19 protein-coding genes and 1 tRNA gene are annotated in these 17,672 nt (G+C 65.0%); 14 read left to right on the forward strand and 6 right to left on the reverse strand.

What is annotated here, in order from left to right; all coding sequences use genetic code 11:
• Positions 1-81: 81 nt before the first annotated feature.
• The 6 genes from ESP70_RS09725 (at position 82) to ESP70_RS09750 (ending at position 7,370) form a co-directional block, all read left to right on the forward strand.
• Positions 82-1,641: a GMC family oxidoreductase gene (locus tag ESP70_RS09725; RefSeq protein WP_188110567.1), complete on the forward strand. Its 1,560-nt coding sequence runs from the start codon at positions 82-84 to the stop codon at positions 1,639-1,641.
• Between the two features lie 121 nt (positions 1,642-1,762).
• On the forward strand, positions 1,763-3,319 hold the full coding sequence (locus tag ESP70_RS09730) for a sugar ABC transporter ATP-binding protein (RefSeq protein WP_149689075.1): 1,557 nt from the start codon (positions 1,763-1,765) through the stop codon (positions 3,317-3,319).
• Entirely contained in the window at positions 3,316-4,386 is a 1,071-nt protein-coding gene (locus ESP70_RS09735) for an ABC transporter permease (protein WP_149689076.1), read from the forward strand. The genes ESP70_RS09730 and ESP70_RS09735 overlap by 4 nt, the downstream gene beginning before the upstream one ends.
• A gap of 66 nt (positions 4,387-4,452) precedes the next feature.
• Positions 4,453-5,592 carry a sugar ABC transporter substrate-binding protein gene (locus ESP70_RS09740; protein ID WP_188110568.1) on the forward strand — a complete coding sequence of 380 codons (1,140 nt, stop codon included), beginning with the start codon at positions 4,453-4,455 and terminating at the stop codon, positions 5,590-5,592.
• An 87-nt stretch (positions 5,593-5,679) separates the two neighbouring features.
• Positions 5,680-6,615, forward strand: coding sequence for an alpha/beta hydrolase (locus tag ESP70_RS09745; RefSeq protein ID WP_149689078.1), 936 nt, complete (start codon positions 5,680-5,682; stop codon positions 6,613-6,615).
• Entirely contained in the window at positions 6,612-7,370 is a 759-nt protein-coding gene (locus ESP70_RS09750; protein WP_149689079.1) for an SDR family NAD(P)-dependent oxidoreductase, read from the forward strand. Before ESP70_RS09745 ends, ESP70_RS09750 begins: the two co-directional genes overlap by 4 nt.
• Before the next feature lie 111 nt (positions 7,371-7,481).
• Here ESP70_RS09750 and ESP70_RS09755 read toward each other — a convergent pair whose 3' ends face one another.
• The 3 genes from ESP70_RS09755 to ESP70_RS09765 form a co-directional block, all read right to left on the reverse strand.
• Positions 7,482-8,177 (reverse strand): adenylate/guanylate cyclase domain-containing protein, encoded by a 696-nt coding sequence (locus ESP70_RS09755; protein ID WP_149689080.1) that lies wholly within the window; start codon positions 8,175-8,177, stop codon positions 7,482-7,484.
• A gap of 80 nt (positions 8,178-8,257) precedes the next feature.
• Positions 8,258-8,905, reverse strand: a complete 648-nt coding sequence (locus ESP70_RS09760; RefSeq protein ID WP_149689081.1) for a Pycsar system effector family protein — start codon at positions 8,903-8,905, stop codon at positions 8,258-8,260.
• Positions 8,906-8,958: 53 nt separating this feature from the next.
• Complete coding sequence (locus ESP70_RS09765; protein ID WP_149689082.1) at positions 8,959-9,924, reverse strand: hypothetical protein; 966 nt, start codon at positions 9,922-9,924, stop codon at positions 8,959-8,961.
• Positions 9,925-10,253: 329 nt separating this feature from the next.
• Between ESP70_RS09765 and ESP70_RS09770 the strand changes: the two genes are divergently transcribed.
• From ESP70_RS09770 to ESP70_RS09780, 3 genes are all read left to right on the forward strand, one after another.
• The gene (locus ESP70_RS09770) at positions 10,254-11,144 is read left to right on the forward strand and encodes a DUF4062 domain-containing protein (RefSeq protein WP_149689083.1); all 891 of its coding nucleotides are present in this window, start codon (positions 10,254-10,256) and stop codon (positions 11,142-11,144) included.
• 251 nt (positions 11,145-11,395) lie between these two features.
• Positions 11,396-12,190, forward strand: a complete 795-nt coding sequence (locus tag ESP70_RS09775) for a hypothetical protein (RefSeq protein ID WP_149689084.1) — start codon at positions 11,396-11,398, stop codon at positions 12,188-12,190.
• Positions 12,191-12,349: 159 nt separating this feature from the next.
• Positions 12,350-12,423 (forward strand) — tRNA-Gly (locus ESP70_RS09780).
• 134 nt (positions 12,424-12,557) lie between these two features.
• Here ESP70_RS09780 and ESP70_RS09785 read toward each other — a convergent pair.
• The gene (locus ESP70_RS09785) at positions 12,558-13,484 is read right to left on the reverse strand and encodes a MerR family transcriptional regulator (protein ID WP_246161991.1); all 927 of its coding nucleotides are present in this window, start codon (positions 13,482-13,484) and stop codon (positions 12,558-12,560) included.
• 72 nt (positions 13,485-13,556) lie between these two features.
• Between ESP70_RS09785 and ESP70_RS09790 the strand changes: the two genes are divergently transcribed.
• The gene (locus tag ESP70_RS09790) at positions 13,557-13,910 is read left to right on the forward strand and encodes a nuclear transport factor 2 family protein (RefSeq protein WP_149689085.1); all 354 of its coding nucleotides are present in this window, start codon (positions 13,557-13,559) and stop codon (positions 13,908-13,910) included.
• 52 nt (positions 13,911-13,962) lie between these two features.
• A complete protein-coding gene (locus ESP70_RS09795) occupies positions 13,963-14,742 on the forward strand; it encodes an SDR family oxidoreductase (protein ID WP_246161992.1) in 780 nt (259 codons plus the stop codon).
• A 176-nt stretch (positions 14,743-14,918) separates the two neighbouring features.
• Here the strand turns inward: ESP70_RS09795 and ESP70_RS09800 are convergent, their stop codons facing one another.
• The gene (locus ESP70_RS09800) at positions 14,919-15,170 is read right to left on the reverse strand and encodes a hypothetical protein (RefSeq protein ID WP_149689087.1); all 252 of its coding nucleotides are present in this window, start codon (positions 15,168-15,170) and stop codon (positions 14,919-14,921) included.
• A 218-nt stretch (positions 15,171-15,388) separates the two neighbouring features.
• Between ESP70_RS09800 and ESP70_RS09805 the strand changes: the two genes are divergently transcribed.
• Complete coding sequence (locus ESP70_RS09805) at positions 15,389-15,598, forward strand: hypothetical protein (protein WP_149689088.1); 210 nt, start codon at positions 15,389-15,391, stop codon at positions 15,596-15,598.
• 61 nt (positions 15,599-15,659) lie between these two features.
• On the opposite strand, the gene ESP70_RS09810 is transcribed toward ESP70_RS09805, so the two are convergent.
• A complete protein-coding gene (locus ESP70_RS09810) occupies positions 15,660-16,382 on the reverse strand; it encodes a hypothetical protein (protein ID WP_149689089.1) in 723 nt (240 codons plus the stop codon).
• A gap of 184 nt (positions 16,383-16,566) precedes the next feature.
• On the opposite strand from ESP70_RS09810, the gene ESP70_RS09815 reads away from it, so the two are divergent.
• Complete coding sequence (locus tag ESP70_RS09815) at positions 16,567-17,139, forward strand: PadR family transcriptional regulator (RefSeq protein WP_149689090.1); 573 nt, start codon at positions 16,567-16,569, stop codon at positions 17,137-17,139.
• A 92-nt stretch (positions 17,140-17,231) separates the two neighbouring features.
• Positions 17,232-17,654: a DoxX family protein gene (locus ESP70_RS09820; RefSeq protein WP_149689091.1), complete on the forward strand. Its 423-nt coding sequence runs from the start codon at positions 17,232-17,234 to the stop codon at positions 17,652-17,654.
• Positions 17,655-17,672 lie beyond the last annotated feature (18 nt).

The following is a 17,672-nucleotide window of genomic DNA, read 5'->3' on the forward strand; positions in this document are numbered from 1 at the left end:
ACGCCACAAGACCCATTGCCGTACTTCCTGAACTGAGTTAGATTCATGGCATCAGAACCGGCACGACGAACGAGGATCGACATGACCACGAACGCGCATTCCGCCCAGCAGGCAACGACCGGCCGACGAGTCGTCGTGGTCGGAGGAGGGTCCGCCGGCTGCGTCATGGCGTCGCGGCTCTCCGAGGATCCGTCGATCGACGTGGTGCTCGTCGAGGCGGGTCCGGACTACGAGGACATCGACGACCCTCGCGCCGCCAACGTGCGCAACGCGTGGGGGTTCGGGTTCACGACGCACGACTGGGGCTATGTCTCGGACGACCACATCCCGGAGTCGACCAACACGCCTGACTTCGCGATGGTCGAGCAGGGCGTCCTGCCGGTGTTCGCCGGCAAGGTCACCGGTGGCGGGTCCTCGGTCAATGCCACCAATGCCTTGCAGCCGACCAGGCGCGACATGGATCGCTGGGTCGGGCTCGGTGCGACGGACTGGACGTGGGACGAGGTCCTGCCCTATCTGCAGAAGATCGAGAACGATCCCATCGGCGGCGACCGGCACGGCACCGAAGGCTACGTGCCGGTGCACCGCTGGACCGCCGACAACGGACTGCGCCCGTTCATGCAGGCCTTCGTCGATGCTTGTGCCGAGCAGGGGCACCCCGTCACCGCCGATCTCAACGGTGAGTCCCAGCTCGGAGCGGGACCCGTGCCGCTCAACCAGCAGGACGGCGTGCGCCAGAGCTCTGCGGTGACGTACCTCAAGGCCGCCAGAGGGCGTCCGAACCTCACGGTGCGGGACGACGAGCAGGTCGACCGCGTCCTGTTCGACGGCACGCGGGCGATCGGGATCGTGCTGGTCTCGGGCGAGGAGCTGCTGGCCGACGAGGTTGTGCTGTCTGCCGGCAGCATCGGCAGCCCGGCGATCCTGATGCGGTCGGGTGTAGGACCGAAGGACGTGCTCGACGGCCTGGGCATCGACGTCGTCTCGGCCCTCGACGGCGTCGGACAGAAGCTCGGCGACCACCCGCTGGTCTACATGACGTACGAGGCGGATGCCGAGGCCATGGGCGAGCTGCTGCCGCCCCTTCAGACCATGCTGGTGTTCAGCTCAGGCGGCGCGGACGCCGCGCTCGAGCCGGACCTGCACGCGATCCCGTTCACCCTCGAGCCTGGTTCGCTGATCATCGCGGTCGGCCTCGTCCGGCCGTACTCGATGGGCAGCGTCTCGATCCGGTCGCGCGATCCCCTCGAGAAGCCCCAGATCCTGCTCAACCTGATGCACCACCCCGACGACCTCAAGCGGCTTGTCGCGGGTGTCGCGCACGTGCGCGAGATCGTCGCGTCGCCGAGCCTCGAGAAGTACGTCGGGGCGGAGCTGTGGCCCGGCCCGGACGTCGTCGATCGCGGCGACATCAGCCGCGCCGTGCTCGAGGCGAAGAACACGTATGTCCACATGGTCAGCACCTGCAGCATGGGCGATGCGGGACTGCCGTGGGCCGTCGTCGGGCAGGACGGTTCGGTGCACGGGACGCAGGGTCTGCGGGTCGTCGACGCCTCGATCATGCCGGTGATTCCGTCGGTCCCGACGAACTTCACGACCATGATGATCGCCGAGCGGTGCGCCGCCTTGATGCGTCGCTGAGGTCGCCAGGCCGCGAAAAACGCAAACCGCGCGGAGCCCTTGCCAAGGGTGAGACGCATCTGTACAGTCCCTAACTGAAGTCAGTTCACGTGACCGGAGTCACAGCGAGAGGAGTCAGCGCATGAGCGTTTCTGAGAATGTCGTAGGCGCAGGCAGGACTTCCCTGGCGCCTGCCCAGACCGGCGCGGTGCTGCGGGTCGAGGGCCTCTCGAAGACGTTCCCCGGCACCCGGGCGCTGGACGATGTCAGCATCGAGATCGCCCGCGGCGAGATCCACGCGCTGATGGGCCAGAACGGGTCCGGCAAGTCGACGCTGATCAAGCTCCTCGCGGCCTATCACTCGGCCGATCCGGGTGCCACCGCCGAGATGGACGGTGCCGCGTTCGAGATCGGCAAGACCGTTCCGCACGGCCTGCGCTTCGTGCACCAGGACCTCGGCCTGATCCTCGAGCTGAGTGCTCAGGACAACCTGGCCCTGCGGGGCGGCTTCGCCCGCGGCTTCGGTGGCCGCGTGCTGTGGCGCCAGCAGGAGGCCGAGACCCGCCGCATCCTGGCCGCGTTCGACGTCGACCTCGACATCCACCGGCCGCTCGCCGCAGCGACTCCGGTCGAGCGCACGGTCGTCGCGATCGCGGCAGCGCTGCAGGGCTGGGACGGCGACGGAGTCCTCGTGCTCGACGAGCCGACCGCGGTCCTCCCGCACGACGAGGTCCAGCGCCTGTTCGACGTCGTCACCCAGGTCCGCAAGCGCGGGACCAGCGTCCTCTACGTCTCGCACCGCATGGACGAGATCTTCACCCTCGCCGACCGGGTCACGGTGCTGCGCGGCGGTCGCCGTGTCGGCACGTACGACATCGACGGGCTCGACAGCCGGGCGCTCGCGACCTTGATGGTCGGCAACGACGTCGATCCCGACTTCCGCGCCGACGTCGTCGTCCGCACGGACACGTCGGTCACCCTCGAGGCACGGGACGTGCGCGGCAAGTGGCTGCGCGGCGTCACGCTCGAGGCTCGTGCCGGCGAGATCCTCGGCATCGCCGGACTCGCCGGTGCCGGCACCCTCGAGCTCCCGTACGTCCTGGCGGGCCAGGGCGGCCCGCTCGCCAGCGGCGAGATCCGGCTGCCGGGACGCTCCGAGCAGTGGCACGACGTCAGGCACGCCGGCCAGCTCGGCATCCCGCTCGTCCCGTCCGACCGTCAGACCGAAGGCGTGATCGCCGAGTTCACCGTCGGCGAGAACCTCTCGTTGTCCTCGCTGCGCGGCCTCGGGCGTCCCGGTCATCTGTCCGGGGGGCAGGAGCGCAGTCTCGTCGAGCAGTGGAGCGAACGGCTCGACGTCGTCGCTGCCGGACCCTCGGCCCCGATCTCAACCCTGAGCGGCGGCAACCAGCAGAAGGTCGTGCTGGCTCGTTGCCTCGCGATCTCACCGGACGTGCTCGTGCTGTGCGAGCCGACAGCGGGCGTGGACATCGGCACGCGGGTCGCGATCTACCAGATCATCGCCGACCTCGCCGCAGCCGGACTGACGGTCATCGTGGCCTCGTCGGACGAGGGGGACCTGTTGGCGCTCGCCACCCGGATCCTCGTGCTGCGCCACGGGGTCGTCGCCGAAGAGCTCGCTGCGGCCGGACTGACCAAGAACGAGCTCATCCGAGCGATCGAAGGAGCGGAACAGTGAGCATCAAGGTCGAGGAGAAGACAGTGGCAGCACCGAGCGCGACCAAGGGAGAGCCCAGGTCCGGCGGCACCTCGCGATGGGTCAACATGCTGGCCTTCGACAAGGTCGGCGCGATCTACGTCTGGATCGCGATCGTCATCGTGTTCTCGTTCTGGGCGCCCGACACGTTCCCGAACATCACGACGGCCAAGCAGATCCTCAACTCGAACGCGATCACGGGTCTCGCCGCGCTCGCCGTGACGATCCCGCTCGCCGCCCGCGTGTTCGACCTGTCGTTCGCGCTCAACATGACGCTCTGCGGTGTCGCGGTGGCGCATTTCGTCGTCGACGGGATCCCCTTGGGCGTCGCGCTGGCGCTGGGCGTGCTGATCGGCCTCGCGGTCGGCCTCATCAACGCGACGGTCGTGGTGATCATGAAGATCGACTCGTTCATCGCGACGCTGGCCACTGGATCGCTGATCCAGGCACTCATCACCCTCGTCACGAACGACACCCCCATCAGCGACGCGAAGCTGTCCGGCGGGTTCTCCAAGATCGGGCAGACCACGGTCGGCGGCATCACGCTGCCGGTGCTCTACTTCGCCGCCGTCGCGGTCGCGATCTGGTACCTCCTCGAGCACACCGCGACTGGACGCCGGCTGTACGCCACGGGGTTCAACCCCGACGCCGCCCGGCTCGCCGGTGTCAGCGTCGCTCGGCTGCAGTTCATGACGCTCGTGACCTCGGGAGTGCTGTCGGGTGCCACCGGCATCGTGCTGGCGTCGATCCTCGGTGGCGGCTCACCGACGGCCGGCACGCCGTACCTGCTGCCCGGCTTCGCCGCGGTGTTCCTCGGCGCGACGCAGCTCAAGAACGGTCGCTTCAACGCCGGCGGCACGATCATCGCGGTCCTGCTGCTCGGCACCGGCACCACGGGCCTCGGCCTGGCGAACGCGCCGCAGTGGTCGGGCGCCCTGTTCGTCGGCATCGTCCTGATCGCCGCGCTGATGGTCACCGGGCTGCAGCGGCGTACGACCCTGTCGGCCCGCGCGCCGGCCATCGACGAGGCCGAGCCCCAGCCGGCCTGAACCACCTCCGGCGTCGCCGGTCCACCCAACTCTCGGGGCGTTATGTCCACACAGAAAGTGAGAAAAATGTCCAAGCAACCTGGCAGCTTCCGCGGCCGTGCCAAGGGCGGTGCGCTGGCGATCGTACTGGCAGCGGTCCTCGTCACGGCATCCGCCTGCGGCTCAAGCGACTCATCCGGCTCGTCCTCCAAGGTCGACTCGGCGGGGCTGAAGGCGGCTGAGGCCACTGTGGCCAAGGCATCCGAGCGACCGACCACCATCCCGGTCACCGATCCGGTCGGCAAGCCGATCCCCAAGGGCAAGAAGCTCACGTTCGTCAGCTGTGGCGTCGAGGCCTGCGCGCTGCAGGGTCCGATCCTCGCGGCCGGCGCCAAGTCGCTCGGCTGGACGGTCGACCAGGTCGCCACCGACGGCTCGGCCGAGAAGGTGCAGGGTGCCATCGACGCGGCGATCCGCAACGGTGCCGACGCCGTCATCCTCAACGCGGCGGACCGTGACGCGTACTCCAAGCAGATCGCTGACGCCAAGAAGGCCGGCGTGCAGTTCGTGACCTGCTGCTCGCTCGCCACTGCGGGTGACGGGCTGCTCTACAACACCGCGACCGACAAGCAGAACGGGCCGATCGGCGACTACCTGGCGGCGAAGGTCGTCACGGACAGCAAGGGCAAGGCCAACGCGCTCTACGTCAACATCTCGGCGTTCCAGATCCTCAAGCAGGTCGGTGACACGTTCGACGCCGGCATGAAGAAGTACTGCTCGAGCTGCTCGGTCGACAACCTCGACATCCCGCTGACGTCGCTGGGCAAGGACGCGCCGGACCGGATCATCTCGTACCTGCGCAGCCACCCCAAGGTGAACTACGTCGCCCTGTCGGTGGCGGACGCTCTCGGCACGGGTCTGCCCGCGGCGATCAAGGCTGCCGGGCTCGGCGACAAGGTCAAGATCGTCGGGCAGGGCGGCGGCACGCAGAACTTCGCCGACATGAAGGCGGGCTCGATCGACGCCCTTGTGCCGGCCGACCTGTTCTCGTACGACTACCTGATGCTCGACGCGCTCGCCCGCCACTGGGCCGGCGTGCCGGTCAACGACGCGGGCCCGCCGTACTGGCTAATCACGAAGAGCACCGTCCCGTCGGACACGTCCAAGCCGTTCCCGGTCGTCGAGGACTACCAGGCGCAGTGGGACAAGCTCTGGGGCGTCTCGTGAGCCTCGGCTGAACCAGCACCCGGCACCGGCGTCCCCTCCAGGCGCCGGTGCCGGCTGCCTTTCCCACTCTCGTCGTCAGGATTAGCCATGAGTCACTTGCCCTCGTACGACCTCGACCTCGATGTGACGGCCGCGCTGCCGTTCGTCTCGTCGCCCACGACGCTCCGCGCCACGGTGTGGCCGGCGGAGCAACCGCAGTCGGTGCTCGTGTGCTGGCCGGGTGGCTCCTACAGCCGCGCGTACTGGGACGTGCACGTCGACGGGCGCGACGGCTACAGCTTCGCCGAGCACGTGGTCGGCCGGGGGTTCACCGTCGTCGCGCTGGATCCGCTGGGCGTGGGGGAGAGCTCGCGGCCCGAGGACGTCGACCAGGTGACGCTCGAGAGCATGGCCGACGCGGCCACCTCAGCCGTCCGGCAGCTGCGCGAGCGGCTGGCGCCGGCGGGAGTCCCGGTCATCGGCATCGGTCATTCGCTCGGCGGGTGCCTCACGCTCGTGGAGCAGGCCCGGCACGGCAGCTATGACGCCGTCGCCAACCTGGGCTTCACGCACGGTGCCAAGCCCATCCTCGCACCCGACTCGGCCGGGCCTGATCCCGAAGCTCTGACGATCGCGGTGGAGCACGCGAAGGCGTTCTTCGGCGGTGACTGGGACAGCGGCTATGCCCGCGCACCCCGGGAGCCCAACCACGCGTGGCTGCACGACCCGGACGTGCCGGCCGACGTGATCGCCGAGGACGATCGGCACGCCTCGGCATGGCCGCGCCAGTCGTACGTCGGCGCGCTGCTGGCGGGTCACTCCGCGTCGTACGCAGGTCAGGTCGCCTCGCCGGTGTTCGTCGCGTTCGGCGAGCACGACGTGCCGGAGCACCCGCACGACGACATCGGCTACTACGGCGCCAGCGGCGACGTGACGCTCATGGTGCTCCCGGCGAGCGCGCACTGCCACAACTTCGCCGGCACGCGGGCCCTGCTGTGGGATCGCCTGGCGGACTGGGCGACGGGGATCAGGCCGGCGACATGACCGGACGGATGGCCGGCCGGTCGGCGCTGATCACCGGGGCGGCGAGCGGGATCGGCGCGGCCGTGGCTGAGCTGTTCCACACCGAGGGTGCGACGGTGATGCTGACGGACGTCGCCGATGCCGCGGGTTCGGCGCTGGCGGAGCGGCTCGGCGACCGGGCGACGTACCGCCACCTCGACGTGACGTCGGAGGAAGGCTGGACGTCGGTCGTCGACGAACTCACCTCTTCTGGCGCTTGGACGACGCTCGTCACTTCGGCGGGGGCGGCGCTGCGTTCGCCGCTGGCCGACACGTCCGTCGACGAGCTGCGCCGGATCCTGGACCTCAACGTCATCGGTACGTTCCTGGGTGTGCGGGCGGCCGCGCGATCGATGACCGGTCCCGGAGCGTCGATCGTCACGATCGGATCTCTACGTGGTCTCGAGGCTACGACCGGGCTCGGCGCCTATGGCGCGTCGAAGGCCGCGGTGACGCTGATGGCCCGCGTGGCCGCGCTCGAGGTCGCCGGTCAGGGCATCCGGGTCAACACGATCTGTCCCGGCAGCATCGCGACGCCGATCACGGACCGGCCCGACTTCGACGGCACCGACTGGTCGGCGTACGTCGCCAGCATCCCGCTCGCCCGGCGCGGCACGGCCGACGAGGTCGCCAGCGCCGCGCTGTTCCTCGCCTCCGACGACAGCGCGTACGTCACGGGCACCGAGCTCGTGATCGACGGCGGCACAGCGGCCGGACGTACGACCCCGGTCAGCTGATCAGCTCGCCCAGACGACCGAGGGGCGAATCCGGGGTCTCAGGCTGTGCCCATTCCGCCCAGATTGACGCGATCGAATGCGGACGAATTGCTAGACCGTTGACATTGAGCCTTACGCTGCTCGCCACCAAGTCGAACCATAGATCTGGTAGCCAAGGGCTGCCGTGCCCAAATCGGTCCACATATTGCTCTGGTCCTTCTTGCTGAATTTGGAGACTTCGTTCAGCCGCGAGTACACGCTTGCACTGATGTACGTCGGGTATGCAGGGTCGAGGGCCGCCATCTTCGCTGCGTTGTTCGCTGCGTTGCCGACCCACACGAGGTCGTTGTTGCCTCGAATACCGGTGCGAGCGACGAAAAGCTTTGAGGTATCGACTCCAACTCGTTGCTTCAGTTGGAAGTCGGTCTTCGGCCACTTCTTCTTGTATCGCGCCAACACGATCTGTGAGGCCGCGTGATTGATGTTCAGGCCGCAGACAGCCGCGTTGGAGTTCTTGGAGTCGCCGATGAATACACCCATCACCCGATCCCCGTCATACGCGGTGATGATGCCACCGCTGTTTCGGATGAGTTTGGCCGCGCAATAGAGATATGCCTTGTAGATCTCTGCAGCTACGTAATCATGCTTCGCCCTTACCATTGCGGTTGAACCGGCGAGATCGGCGTACAAGACAGTGGCATCGAGTTCAACGGCCGAATTCTTGAGCGCGATATCGGCGGTTTCGGGAACCTTTTGGCCTTGGCGTCGGGACCATTCCTCCGTGAACACGTTGTCGACATAGGTCTCCAACTCGGCAACTAGAGTCATTCGTCGAACTCCTTCGGCTGGACTCTGGAGCCAGGCCACTGGGATGTGTGTTCATATGGCTTGTAGTTGGCTTCCACGATCTAGGCTCTCAGGCCGACGATGATGGCGACGACGCCGAGCAATGCGAGTGCCACCACCAAACTCCTGATGGCTCGGTCCGCCCACGTGAACTTGCGATGGGCGACCGTTGCGTTGGCGTGAACTTGGTGCGCGATCTGTCGTGTCAGCCGCTCTGGGTCTGATGTCAATGAGCGCAACACCTCGACATAGGACGGACCATCGCCGTCGTATTCCTTAGCGATATTGGAGAAGAACAGCAGATTTATCGGGTCCTCCTGCGGCTCTTCAGGCGCAACAACATCTGCCGCTTTGGCAGCTCGCCGAACGGCTCGTTGTTCCCACTTACTGGCTATCGTCAGGCGCGGCATGAGCGCTAGGGCCGCGCTACCACCCGCTAGCACTACTGCCGCTGCACAAAGCACAGTGAACAGGTTCAATGCACAGCCGGGCTGGTGTTGATCCTTAACGAGGTTGTAGAGCATCACGGCGATCACCCCACTAACGGCTAGCGACGCGCCCACCTTCGCATCCGCGTGCTTGATCCAGTCGTTGACTAGGCTCAATGCCTTCCATGCCTGATCTGGCTCGGCGCCAATTGGGACCTCGGGTTCGATCGCACCGGCCGGATTGGATGACGAATCGTGTTCCGCTGGAGGGGTTTCGGCCATACACCATCCTCTCAGAGGAGTGCGACAATGAGTCCGCTTCAGGACCAGGCCGGCTATCTGAGTCCCGAGAGTCGAGCGCGGCGATCAGTGCGTCGTCTCTCGGCATTCTCCCAGATGGCGTTCTTGAAATGTTTGCGTTGTAGAGCCGCTCGGGCTTCCGTGACGTCAGTGCGGGTCTTTTTACCATCGAGAATCGCCGCGCAGTATTCGGCACCGTGTACTGAACACCAGGAGGAGACAAGTTTGCGGCCGATTGCCTCCGGATCGTCGTCGGGTAGTCGATCGATGACGAAGTCGTCCCAAATGATGTCCGACGCGCCTGAGCCGCACGAGCATGACAACGCCAAGTAGTCGTTAGAGGTGATGCGATCCCAAACACTGCCAGTGACGATCAGTTCGTGGCGATCGGCGCTCTGTGCAGCCTTGGTGGCGTAGTTGACAGATTTCCCGGCCCAGATCGGTTCCTGTTGGGCGGGGTTCCGTGGAGTACCAACGTTCTTGACCAGGACTCGACTATTCGAGACGCCAACTTTGTATCCCGTGAGGTCCTTGAGGTTGTCCCATTTGGCCTCGAGCTTGTTGACCAGGTCGTGACTAAAGCTCAGCACCGTGATGCCTGCGCACATCGCTCTCTCATATCTCCGCTCACCCCAGAAGAGCCCGATGACACCGTCGCCCTGAATCTGCAAGAAGTCAGCGTCGAACTCGTCGAAGATCCGGACGACGTTGCCAGTTGCGGCTTGATAGATGCTTGCGGTTGACGCGGCCCATTTGCCGGTCCCGAGCTGCGTGGAGTTCTTGAGGTCGGCTACGACACTGACAACGTCAGTAACTATGTGCCAGCGCCTAGCTGTTACCGCCAATTTGGACACGTCGAGGTTGTGGCCGACGTCAATGACCTCAGGCGTCGACGCCAACTCCTCGTCCACGTCCGATGCGAGAGTCGACTGCAGTTCACTCAGGTCTACCGAGGTCATGTGGTCTCCAATCGAATTGTCTTGATCGTAGTGATCGCCCATGACATCTCAATTGGACCGAGTCGGCGGACCCGTCGCGCAAAGCCTGAATCAAGAGCGCGGCGCCGGAGAGTCGCGTCCAACTGCCGCGAGGCGGGCGCTCAACAGAGTGGGACGAGTCCGGGAGTCGCGCACAAGCCGCTGCGCCGCAAACCCGACGAAAGTGCACCTGCGAAACCAAAGAGGCGGTGGTACACGCGCGCTATGAGGTCGTTCGCGAGTGATGGCCCCGACCAAAATCAAAATCGTGAGAATCTGCATAGGTACGCTCGGAGTTACAGACAGGCATGGTCTGCCCGCGTTGCTGATCGGGCCTCAATGAAAGGAAGCAGATGCCCCAGCAGATGACAGGCGTCCTGATCCTGATTGCCTCACCCAGCGACACAGTGGACGAACGCATCGCAGTCAGCGAGGCCCTCGCCGATTGGAACGTAATGCGCGGCCGCCGCCAGGGTTCGGCTCTATTGGGCTGGCGCTTCGAAAAGCACGCCGTCGCGCGACTCGGAGGGCGTGCCCAGGAGATCATCAATGAACAGGCCGTCAATCAGAGTGACGCCGTCGTCGCGTTCTTCGATAGCCGCTTGGGCACTACGACCGGCGTCGACGTCTCCGGCACCGCAGAGGAGATCAACAGGGCCGCAGACGCAGGTAAGCCAGTCCACGTCTACTTCTCTCAAGAAGACCTCCCACGCGACGTCGACACCGACCAACTAGAGGCACTCAACGCGTTCCAGAGCGGGCTTCGCGACCGAGGCCTGCTTGGCTACTACACCAGCCCTGCAGACCTGGCCGACCAAGTCGTCCGCGCGCTCGAGCATGACCTGGAGACTGAGGGCTGGGCAGAAGACGCCGCCCATAACGCCCGCTTCAAGCCCGGCGGTGCCGAGCTCCGATGGGAGCATCAGCACGCGCGCGAGGCGAAGGGCATGGACGGCAAGGGAAAGATGGCCTACCGGACGACGCGAAACCACCTGATCGTGAGTAATGAAGGCCGGGCCGCCGCCGAGGGACTGACTTTCACCGTCGAACCGATTGACGATACGTCGTTTCATTTTGACCCGGTTGAAGAGCCCTTCGACCTCAGCCCCCGTTCGCAGATGGCATGGCTGCTAATCGCTAGCGGCGGATGGGGCGATACGGGAAGCAACGTCCTCGTTAAAGCCCAATGGCACGAAGGAGATCAGGCCAAAGTTGGCGAGTGGACCGTCACCCTGGACTCGTGACCTGCGCGAGGACTCGTCTGAGTCGCCGCGCAGACGCTCCCTCGCCGGCCAACTGAGCCTGCATAGATTCAGCATGAGCAGTCGCGCCTTTCGCCGCGTCCGCGCGTCCAGACGGACAGGGCAATGACGGTCTTGCTAAGCAGGAGCCATTGCGGGTCTTCGACGAGCTCGCCTGGCAAGGCGGTCGTCGTATGGCCTAATCCGCGGTCTAGATCGAACACTTGTGGGTGCTCTCGCTCACAATTGGCCGCATGCCAAAGATTCGCGTTGAGGAGTTGTGGGTGGGTGCATGTGTCTCGGAAGCGCTACCTGGAGTTCAGGTGGTTCAGCATGACGATGGATCGCGTCCGAGCATGTATGACCTGGATCTCCTGAGAGATGGCGAACCTTTCGCCGCAATGGAGGTCACCGCGGCCGCTGACGCGGAGTCCATCGAACTCTGGAATCTCGTGAATGGATCTGGGGATCGGTGGGTTGATTCGAGCCTGCTGGGTGGCTGGATGATCACCGTCGATCCGAAATCTCGAGCCAACCGACTCAAGAACGAATTGCCCGGGATCCTGCGAAAGATTGAGGCCAACGTTGAAGGCCCCGAGCGTCATGCAGCTATCGAATCTCTGACCGCGCTCGGCGTCGTTTCCGCGAACCAAAGCGACACGAATTTCCCGGGAAGCATCTACGTCACACTTCAGCGCCATCCAGAGCGTATGGGCGGTCCCGTGCCGCTGAATGGCAACGGCTTGGTGAATTGGCTCAACCGGTGGATTCGTGAGCCCGGTCAGCAGCACAATCTTGAAAAGTTGCGCGTCGCGCTCCTCGGGGAGCGGCACTTGTTCGTTCTCCTCCCCGGGTTCACGACCGCTCCCTTCGACGCGTCAGACGTCCTCATGCGTGAGAACGGTCCTCTGCCCGAGGTTGCGCCAGCACTGCCCGAAGGTCTCTCCGACGTTTGGCTCATGAGCACTTGGTCGACGGGCGACCTGTTCCATTTCGGTGTCGATGGCTGGAGCCGCTCGGAGAAGGTGTTTAACGTACAGAGCGAGTAAAGAGCCTGCGCCCAGTCCCGAGTCGGACGCACGTCATTCCGCCGCGCACGACGCCTCATGTGCGCGAAGTCCTGAGGTCCGGGAGTGGGCCCTGCCGCCCGGATTGTCCTCGAGATGGTTCATACTTCGAAATTGTCAGGCTCGACAGAGGCTGGCTTCGCGGACGCGGTGTAGTTGCAGCACGCTTCCCTTCCAGGGAATGAGTCGAGGTTCAAATCCTCGCGTCCGCTCCATATCCCGAAGTCGGAGCCCAGCCGCCGAAACCTCCCCGCTGACACGGACCGGATTAGCCCCGCACGGCCGTGCATCGGCGATCTAGTCCTATGCGAAACGCAGCCCGCCCGCTGGCGATTGGCCGCCCAAAGGTCTAGGACATCCGGAAGATGGGCCATCCAATCTCGGTGCGCCAAGCGGATGGATCCGGGTCATCAGCTGGCCCGACGAGGTAGGTCTCCCGGACAGGGCCGGCTACCGCGAGCGCGTTGGCGACGACCCACGTCCCGAGTTCCCCATAGGTGACGTCGGCGTGGTCGTGCGGACCGACGTGGGTCGCGACGGCCAGCTCCACCGCCGGCAGGGTCGTCGGGTGCACCCTACCTAGATGTGGAGGGTCCGCCGCTGGCACGTGCAACATGACGTGGCCCCGGCCCTCCTCGAAGAGAGAGTTGTCGTAGATGCCTCCCAGGGGCCCGGTGCGCTTGTCGACCGCGGCGTCGAGCTCGGCCAGCGCTCCCGCGAACCACGCGGCCATGGCGTCACTGTCGACGTCGTCTTCGATCGCGGCCACCATGGCCTCCGGCACGGCCCTGAGCTCGACGCTCAGGGGCACCGGGTCGGGATCGAGGAGGCGCCGCAGCGACACGACTGCAGCCCGGGTCCGGTCCAGCTCGACCTCCAAGCGCGCCAGGTGATCGGAGACCAGCGCAGCACGGTTGCCGGGGTCGGTTGACTCGATGATGCGTCGGACGTCCGCGAGGGGAACGTCGAGCTCTCGGAGGCGGTGGATCACCTGCGCGGTCGCGATCTGGTCGCCGCTGTACGAGCGGTAACCCGTCGACCGGTCGACCGCAGCGGGAACGAGCAAACCCGCCTCGTGATAGCGACGCAGCGTCCTCACGCTCAAGTGCGTCAGGCGCGAGAACTCACCGATGGCCAGCATGGCGACAGTCTGCACCCTCCCCCAGGGAGAGAGTCCCATCCTTGACCCTGCCGCTGCGAGACGCAGCACCGTAATGGTGACGCCCGAGGGGCGTGGTTGCGCCGGGAGCCGGACACACCTGACGAACCCGGACATGCCAACCCTGCAGCGACACCAGATGGAAGGCGATCAGCCCAACGTCAACCGCTAGTGAAAGGAAACATCATCATGAACGACAAGATTGCATTCGCGTGGGACGACCTCCCCGAGGTCGTGGCCAACTACCTCCGCGCCCACGTCGTCCAAGACTTCGCCACGGCGACGAGGTACCTGCCTGAGGACGTCACTGTCATCGACAACGGCGAGGTGCTCGAGGGCCGCGACGAGACATTCAAGGTCTTCGACAAGTCGGCGAACGACTACGAGGTGGAGACCACGCTGATCTCCACCTCTCGGCCGGCGGACGACGTGTGGGAGGTCGACACGCATCTCTCGGGAAACTTCCCGGGCGGCGAGGTCGACCTCCGCATGCTCTTCACCTTGGCCTCCGGCGTGATCCAGAAGCTGGAGATCACGATCTGACGACCGACGTCAGGACGAAACCCACCACAACCACGAGGAGAAAGTTATGTCCATGCCAGATCGCGACCGTCTCGACGGTCGGCGCGCACTCGTCACAGGTGGGTCCAAGGGGTCGGGGAAGGCAGTGGTGGAGAGGCTGCGCGAGCTGGGCGCCGACGTGTGGACCACGGCGCGGACGATGCCGGTCGGCTATCAGCACCCGGACCGCTTCATCGAGGCCGACACGTCGACCATAGACGGCGTGGCGTCCGTCGCGGCCAGGATCTCCGGGCAAGGTCCGCTCGACATCTTGGTGCACGTCGTCGGCGGCTCGTCGACCCCTCCGGGTGGGTTCGCGGCGGCCGACGAGGGGCAGTGGATGGCCGAGCTGAACCTGAACTTCCTGGGGGCGGTCAGGCTGGATCGAGCCTTGTTGCCAGCCATGGTCGAGGTGGGATCGGGAGTGGTCGTGCACGTCACCTCGATCCAGCGTCAGATGCCACTGCACGACGCAACCCTGCCGTACGCCTCGGCCAAGGGCGCGCTGCGAACGTACAGCAAGGGCCTCTCCAACGAGCTAGCTCGACATGGCATTCGCGTCAATGCCGTCAGCCCCGGTGGCATCGAGACCGAGGCCTACGAAGGCTTCGTCGACCGGCTCGCCCAGGGCAACGACCTGACGCGAGAAGAAGCGAAGCAGTCGATCTTCGACTCCCTCGGAGGGGTTCCCCTCGGGAGGTTCGCGTCTACCGCCGAAATCGCGGACCTCGTCGGCTTCCTGGTCTCCGACCGAGCCTCCTCGATCGTCGGAGCAGAGTACGTCATCGACGGCGGAACCATCCCCACCATCTGAAGGGATCGGATCTCGGGCCGAGCCGGGAAGGTTTCATGACCGAACGAACAGTAGGCGCGGCCCTCGTATGGCTGGCGTCCGCCCTCTCTACGGGGGTCCTCGGCCACTGGATCGCTACCAGACGAGAGACCGGGACTGAGTAGAGAGGCGCGTCATTCCGCCGCGATCGCGCAGTGTTAGAGCAAATCGAGTCTATTTCCGGACGCGTCGCGCACGGTGATAAGCAGCTTGGGACTGGGCCAAAGTTCGACGTACCCGGGGCTGTGGGTGATCTCGACCGTCTCGTCACTTGGGCCGGCGACGTTGATGGTGAATTCTTCACCGGCCGGAACCTCGAACTGATTGATCGGCTCAATCCGCACGGTCACTGGTTCCTCACCGCCCACCTGAATCCGGTAGCCGTCGAATGATGAGTTGTCGTTTGCCACACCGGCTCCGATCTCGTGTGCTGGCCTGTCGGAGACTCTGCCTCGCCGCCAAGGATGTGTCACAAGCCTGACATGTCACTTGCGCTAACGACCACGGACAGTCACGAAGCGCATTCATCTTCGTCTGAAGCTCACTCACCAGGTGCTGACCGTCACCCGCGTCATTCCGCCGCGTCTCGGCGCTGTTGCCGACACTTGTGCGGGCTACGTTGTAAGGCATGAGCCCGGAAAAGAAGCCGTTGTCAACTGGCGAATTCGTCAAACGGTTGGGTGTCTGGTGGTTCGTTCTCTGGGGTGTCGCGATCGCTGCTTGGATCATCAGCGGGCTCATTGCGCATGACGGCTCCTTGATCACTGTAGGTCTGGCCGTCGCGGTGGTCTTTGTTGTCCTCTGCATCCCATTCCCGGGGACGCGCAGGCGCAATTAGCGCCGGACCCGCGTCATACCGCCGCGTAGCAGCTAGTGAACATCCAGAGCACTTGCCGGACCTAGGGGACCATTCGCCGGCCGAGCAAATCGAGTCCTCGGACCCGACCCATGGCCCAGCGTTGCTGACGCGTCTCATTCTTGGAATTCAGGTTCGCTGCGTCTTGGACATACGCCCCGACGTGACTGAGGAAGGAGAAGGCGACCGGATGCTTGTAGGCGTATGACTCGGAGATCTCGAGGTTCTCAGGATCCTCGTTGCCGGCGGCTTCCGCATTGCTCAGTGTCTCTTTGATCTTGGCCACCCTGTCGAATCTCTTGAACTCATCGCCAAGCAGAACGCGAATCTCGCTCTCAGACCGGTCGATGATGAGCGGAGCTTTCGGATCGAATGCCTGCCAGAACCCTCGTTCACCCTTGATGTAGTCCGCATTCCCGCTGAGTTCGATTTCGCCAACCAACTTTCGAGTCGCGGGCCCCCAGGAGCGAACAAGCCCCTCCATATAGTCCTCGCACGACTTTCCGGCATCGCGCTCGTACTGCTTGACCGATTCCGGGTCCGTCAAGCCGCAAGCGGTCCGTACATCTCCTTTTGCCAAAGCGTCGTAGTAGCGAGAGACCAACTCGTCCAACGATCTCGCCGGGGCGACACCTTCCGGCCGGTCATCGCCTCCGCACCCCGCCGCCGCAGCAACCACGACTACAACAGCAGCAATCGCCGCCAGACCTCTGCTCGACGCTCGTGTGAGGCCGGACGTCAGGCCAGCACGACAAATTCGGGACACTGCGTCATCGTAAGCGTCGCGCCCGGCCGCGATGCGACACTTTGGAGGTCTCCACCAGCACCGTTTGTGGGTCAGTGCTGACACCACCCGGACCACGAGGGCACTCTAGTGTTGGTGGGAGTTGACACCCCGCTGGCGGCGCGCAAGCGGAGCGAGTCGGAGCAGATTGAGCGGAGGTGGGCGCATGTCGGCGACGAAGCTCCTGGTACTCGGTATCGTGCACCTCTCCGGCGGCGCGCATGGCTACCAGGTGCGGTCCGAGCTGCAGAGCTGGCGTGCGGAGATTTGGGCCAAGATCAAGCCCGGCTCGATTTATCACGCGCTGAAGAAGGCGGCGGCCGATGGCCTCCTCACCGAACACGCCGAGCCGGGCAATTCCGGGCCGGAGCGCGTTCTGTACCGCGTGACAGCTCGGGGACGTGACGAGATGGTCGAACTGGTCCGCGACGGTCTGCGGCGCACCCATGACCCCATCATGCTCAACGCGTCGATCGCCATGTTGCCCATGCTGACCAGGACAGATGCCATCGCGCACGTCAACGAGCGGGTCGCGCGCCTGGAAGCGGAGCTCGTAGAGCAGGCCAAGTGGCGGGAGCACCCGAACCCCGACATTCCCGAACACGTCCGCGATCAGGCCGAACTGTGGGCGGGACATGCACGCACCGAACTGGAGTGGGCGAAGAGCCTGAGCAAACGACTGGCTGAGGGCGCCTACACCATGGCCGATGATCCGGGTTCGTGGCGAACGGTCTCCTAATCAACCTTGACTAGACGCTCCTCCTTGTCTACTTTGGCTGAGTAACCAAACTTGACTAGTCGGCCAGACCCGGACACGGCAAGGAGAGCCGAATGAGCACCATCCTCAAGAACAACTCGGAAACCGTTGCGCACACACCCGGGCGGGCGAGCAGCATCGGGGTCTGGATTCTGCAAGGCGTGCTGGCGGCGATCATCGCCGGCGGCGGAATCTCGAAGCTCGCCGGCGACCCGGTCATGGTGGACATGTTCGCCGACATCGGGGCTGGCCAGTCGCTCCGGTACCTGGTCGGAGCGCTGGAGGTCGCGGGAGGGGTTGGACTTCTGATCCCGACTCTGGCGGGCCTGGCCAGTCTGGGGTTGGCGGCATTGCTGACCGGTGCTGTCATCACCGATCAGTTCGTGCTCGAGCAGAGCCCTTGGCTGCCGCTCGCCCTTCTCGTCGTGGCGGCCGTGATCGCAAGGACGCGGTGGTCACGCACCGAGGCCGTCGTCGGCACGCTGCTCAGGCGCTGAGACAAACCTCTCGAACGG

Source organism: Aeromicrobium ginsengisoli (genome assembly GCF_004134905.2).
In the GTDB taxonomy this organism is placed as follows: Bacteria; Actinomycetota; Actinomycetes; order Propionibacteriales; family Nocardioidaceae; genus Aeromicrobium; species Aeromicrobium ginsengisoli.

Bases quoted from the DNA above. Each gene is read 5' to 3' on its own strand.
- ESP70_RS09795 (WP_246161992.1), top strand. From the start codon at position 13,963: ATGCCAGATCGCGACCGTCTCGACGGTCGGCGCGCACTCGTCACAGGT.
- ESP70_RS09820 (WP_149689091.1), top strand. From the start codon at position 17,232: ATGAGCACCATCCTCAAGAACAACTCGGAAACCGTTGCGCACACACCC.
- ESP70_RS09765 (WP_149689082.1), bottom strand. From the start codon at position 9,924: ATGGGCGATCACTACGATCAAGACAATTCGATTGGAGACCACATGACC.
- ESP70_RS09755 (WP_149689080.1), bottom strand. From the start codon at position 8,177: ATGACTCTAGTTGCCGAGTTGGAGACCTATGTCGACAACGTGTTCACG.
- ESP70_RS09730 (WP_149689075.1), top strand. From the start codon at position 1,763: ATGAGCGTTTCTGAGAATGTCGTAGGCGCAGGCAGGACTTCCCTGGCG.
- ESP70_RS09815 (WP_149689090.1), top strand. From the start codon at position 16,567: ATGTCGGCGACGAAGCTCCTGGTACTCGGTATCGTGCACCTCTCCGGC.
- ESP70_RS09790 (WP_149689085.1), top strand. From the start codon at position 13,557: ATGAACGACAAGATTGCATTCGCGTGGGACGACCTCCCCGAGGTCGTG.
- ESP70_RS09785 (WP_246161991.1), bottom strand. From the start codon at position 13,484: ATGTCCGGGTTCGTCAGGTGTGTCCGGCTCCCGGCGCAACCACGCCCC.
- ESP70_RS09725 (WP_188110567.1), top strand. From the start codon at position 82: ATGACCACGAACGCGCATTCCGCCCAGCAGGCAACGACCGGCCGACGA.
- ESP70_RS09740 (WP_188110568.1), top strand. From the start codon at position 4,453: ATGTCCAAGCAACCTGGCAGCTTCCGCGGCCGTGCCAAGGGCGGTGCG.
- ESP70_RS09775 (WP_149689084.1), top strand. From the start codon at position 11,396: ATGCCAAAGATTCGCGTTGAGGAGTTGTGGGTGGGTGCATGTGTCTCG.
- ESP70_RS09745 (WP_149689078.1), top strand. From the start codon at position 5,680: ATGAGTCACTTGCCCTCGTACGACCTCGACCTCGATGTGACGGCCGCG.
- ESP70_RS09760 (WP_149689081.1), bottom strand. From the start codon at position 8,905: ATGGCCGAAACCCCTCCAGCGGAACACGATTCGTCATCCAATCCGGCC.
- ESP70_RS09805 (WP_149689088.1), top strand. From the start codon at position 15,389: ATGAGCCCGGAAAAGAAGCCGTTGTCAACTGGCGAATTCGTCAAACGG.
- ESP70_RS09750 (WP_149689079.1), top strand. From the start codon at position 6,612: ATGACCGGACGGATGGCCGGCCGGTCGGCGCTGATCACCGGGGCGGCG.
- ESP70_RS09770 (WP_149689083.1), top strand. From the start codon at position 10,254: ATGCCCCAGCAGATGACAGGCGTCCTGATCCTGATTGCCTCACCCAGC.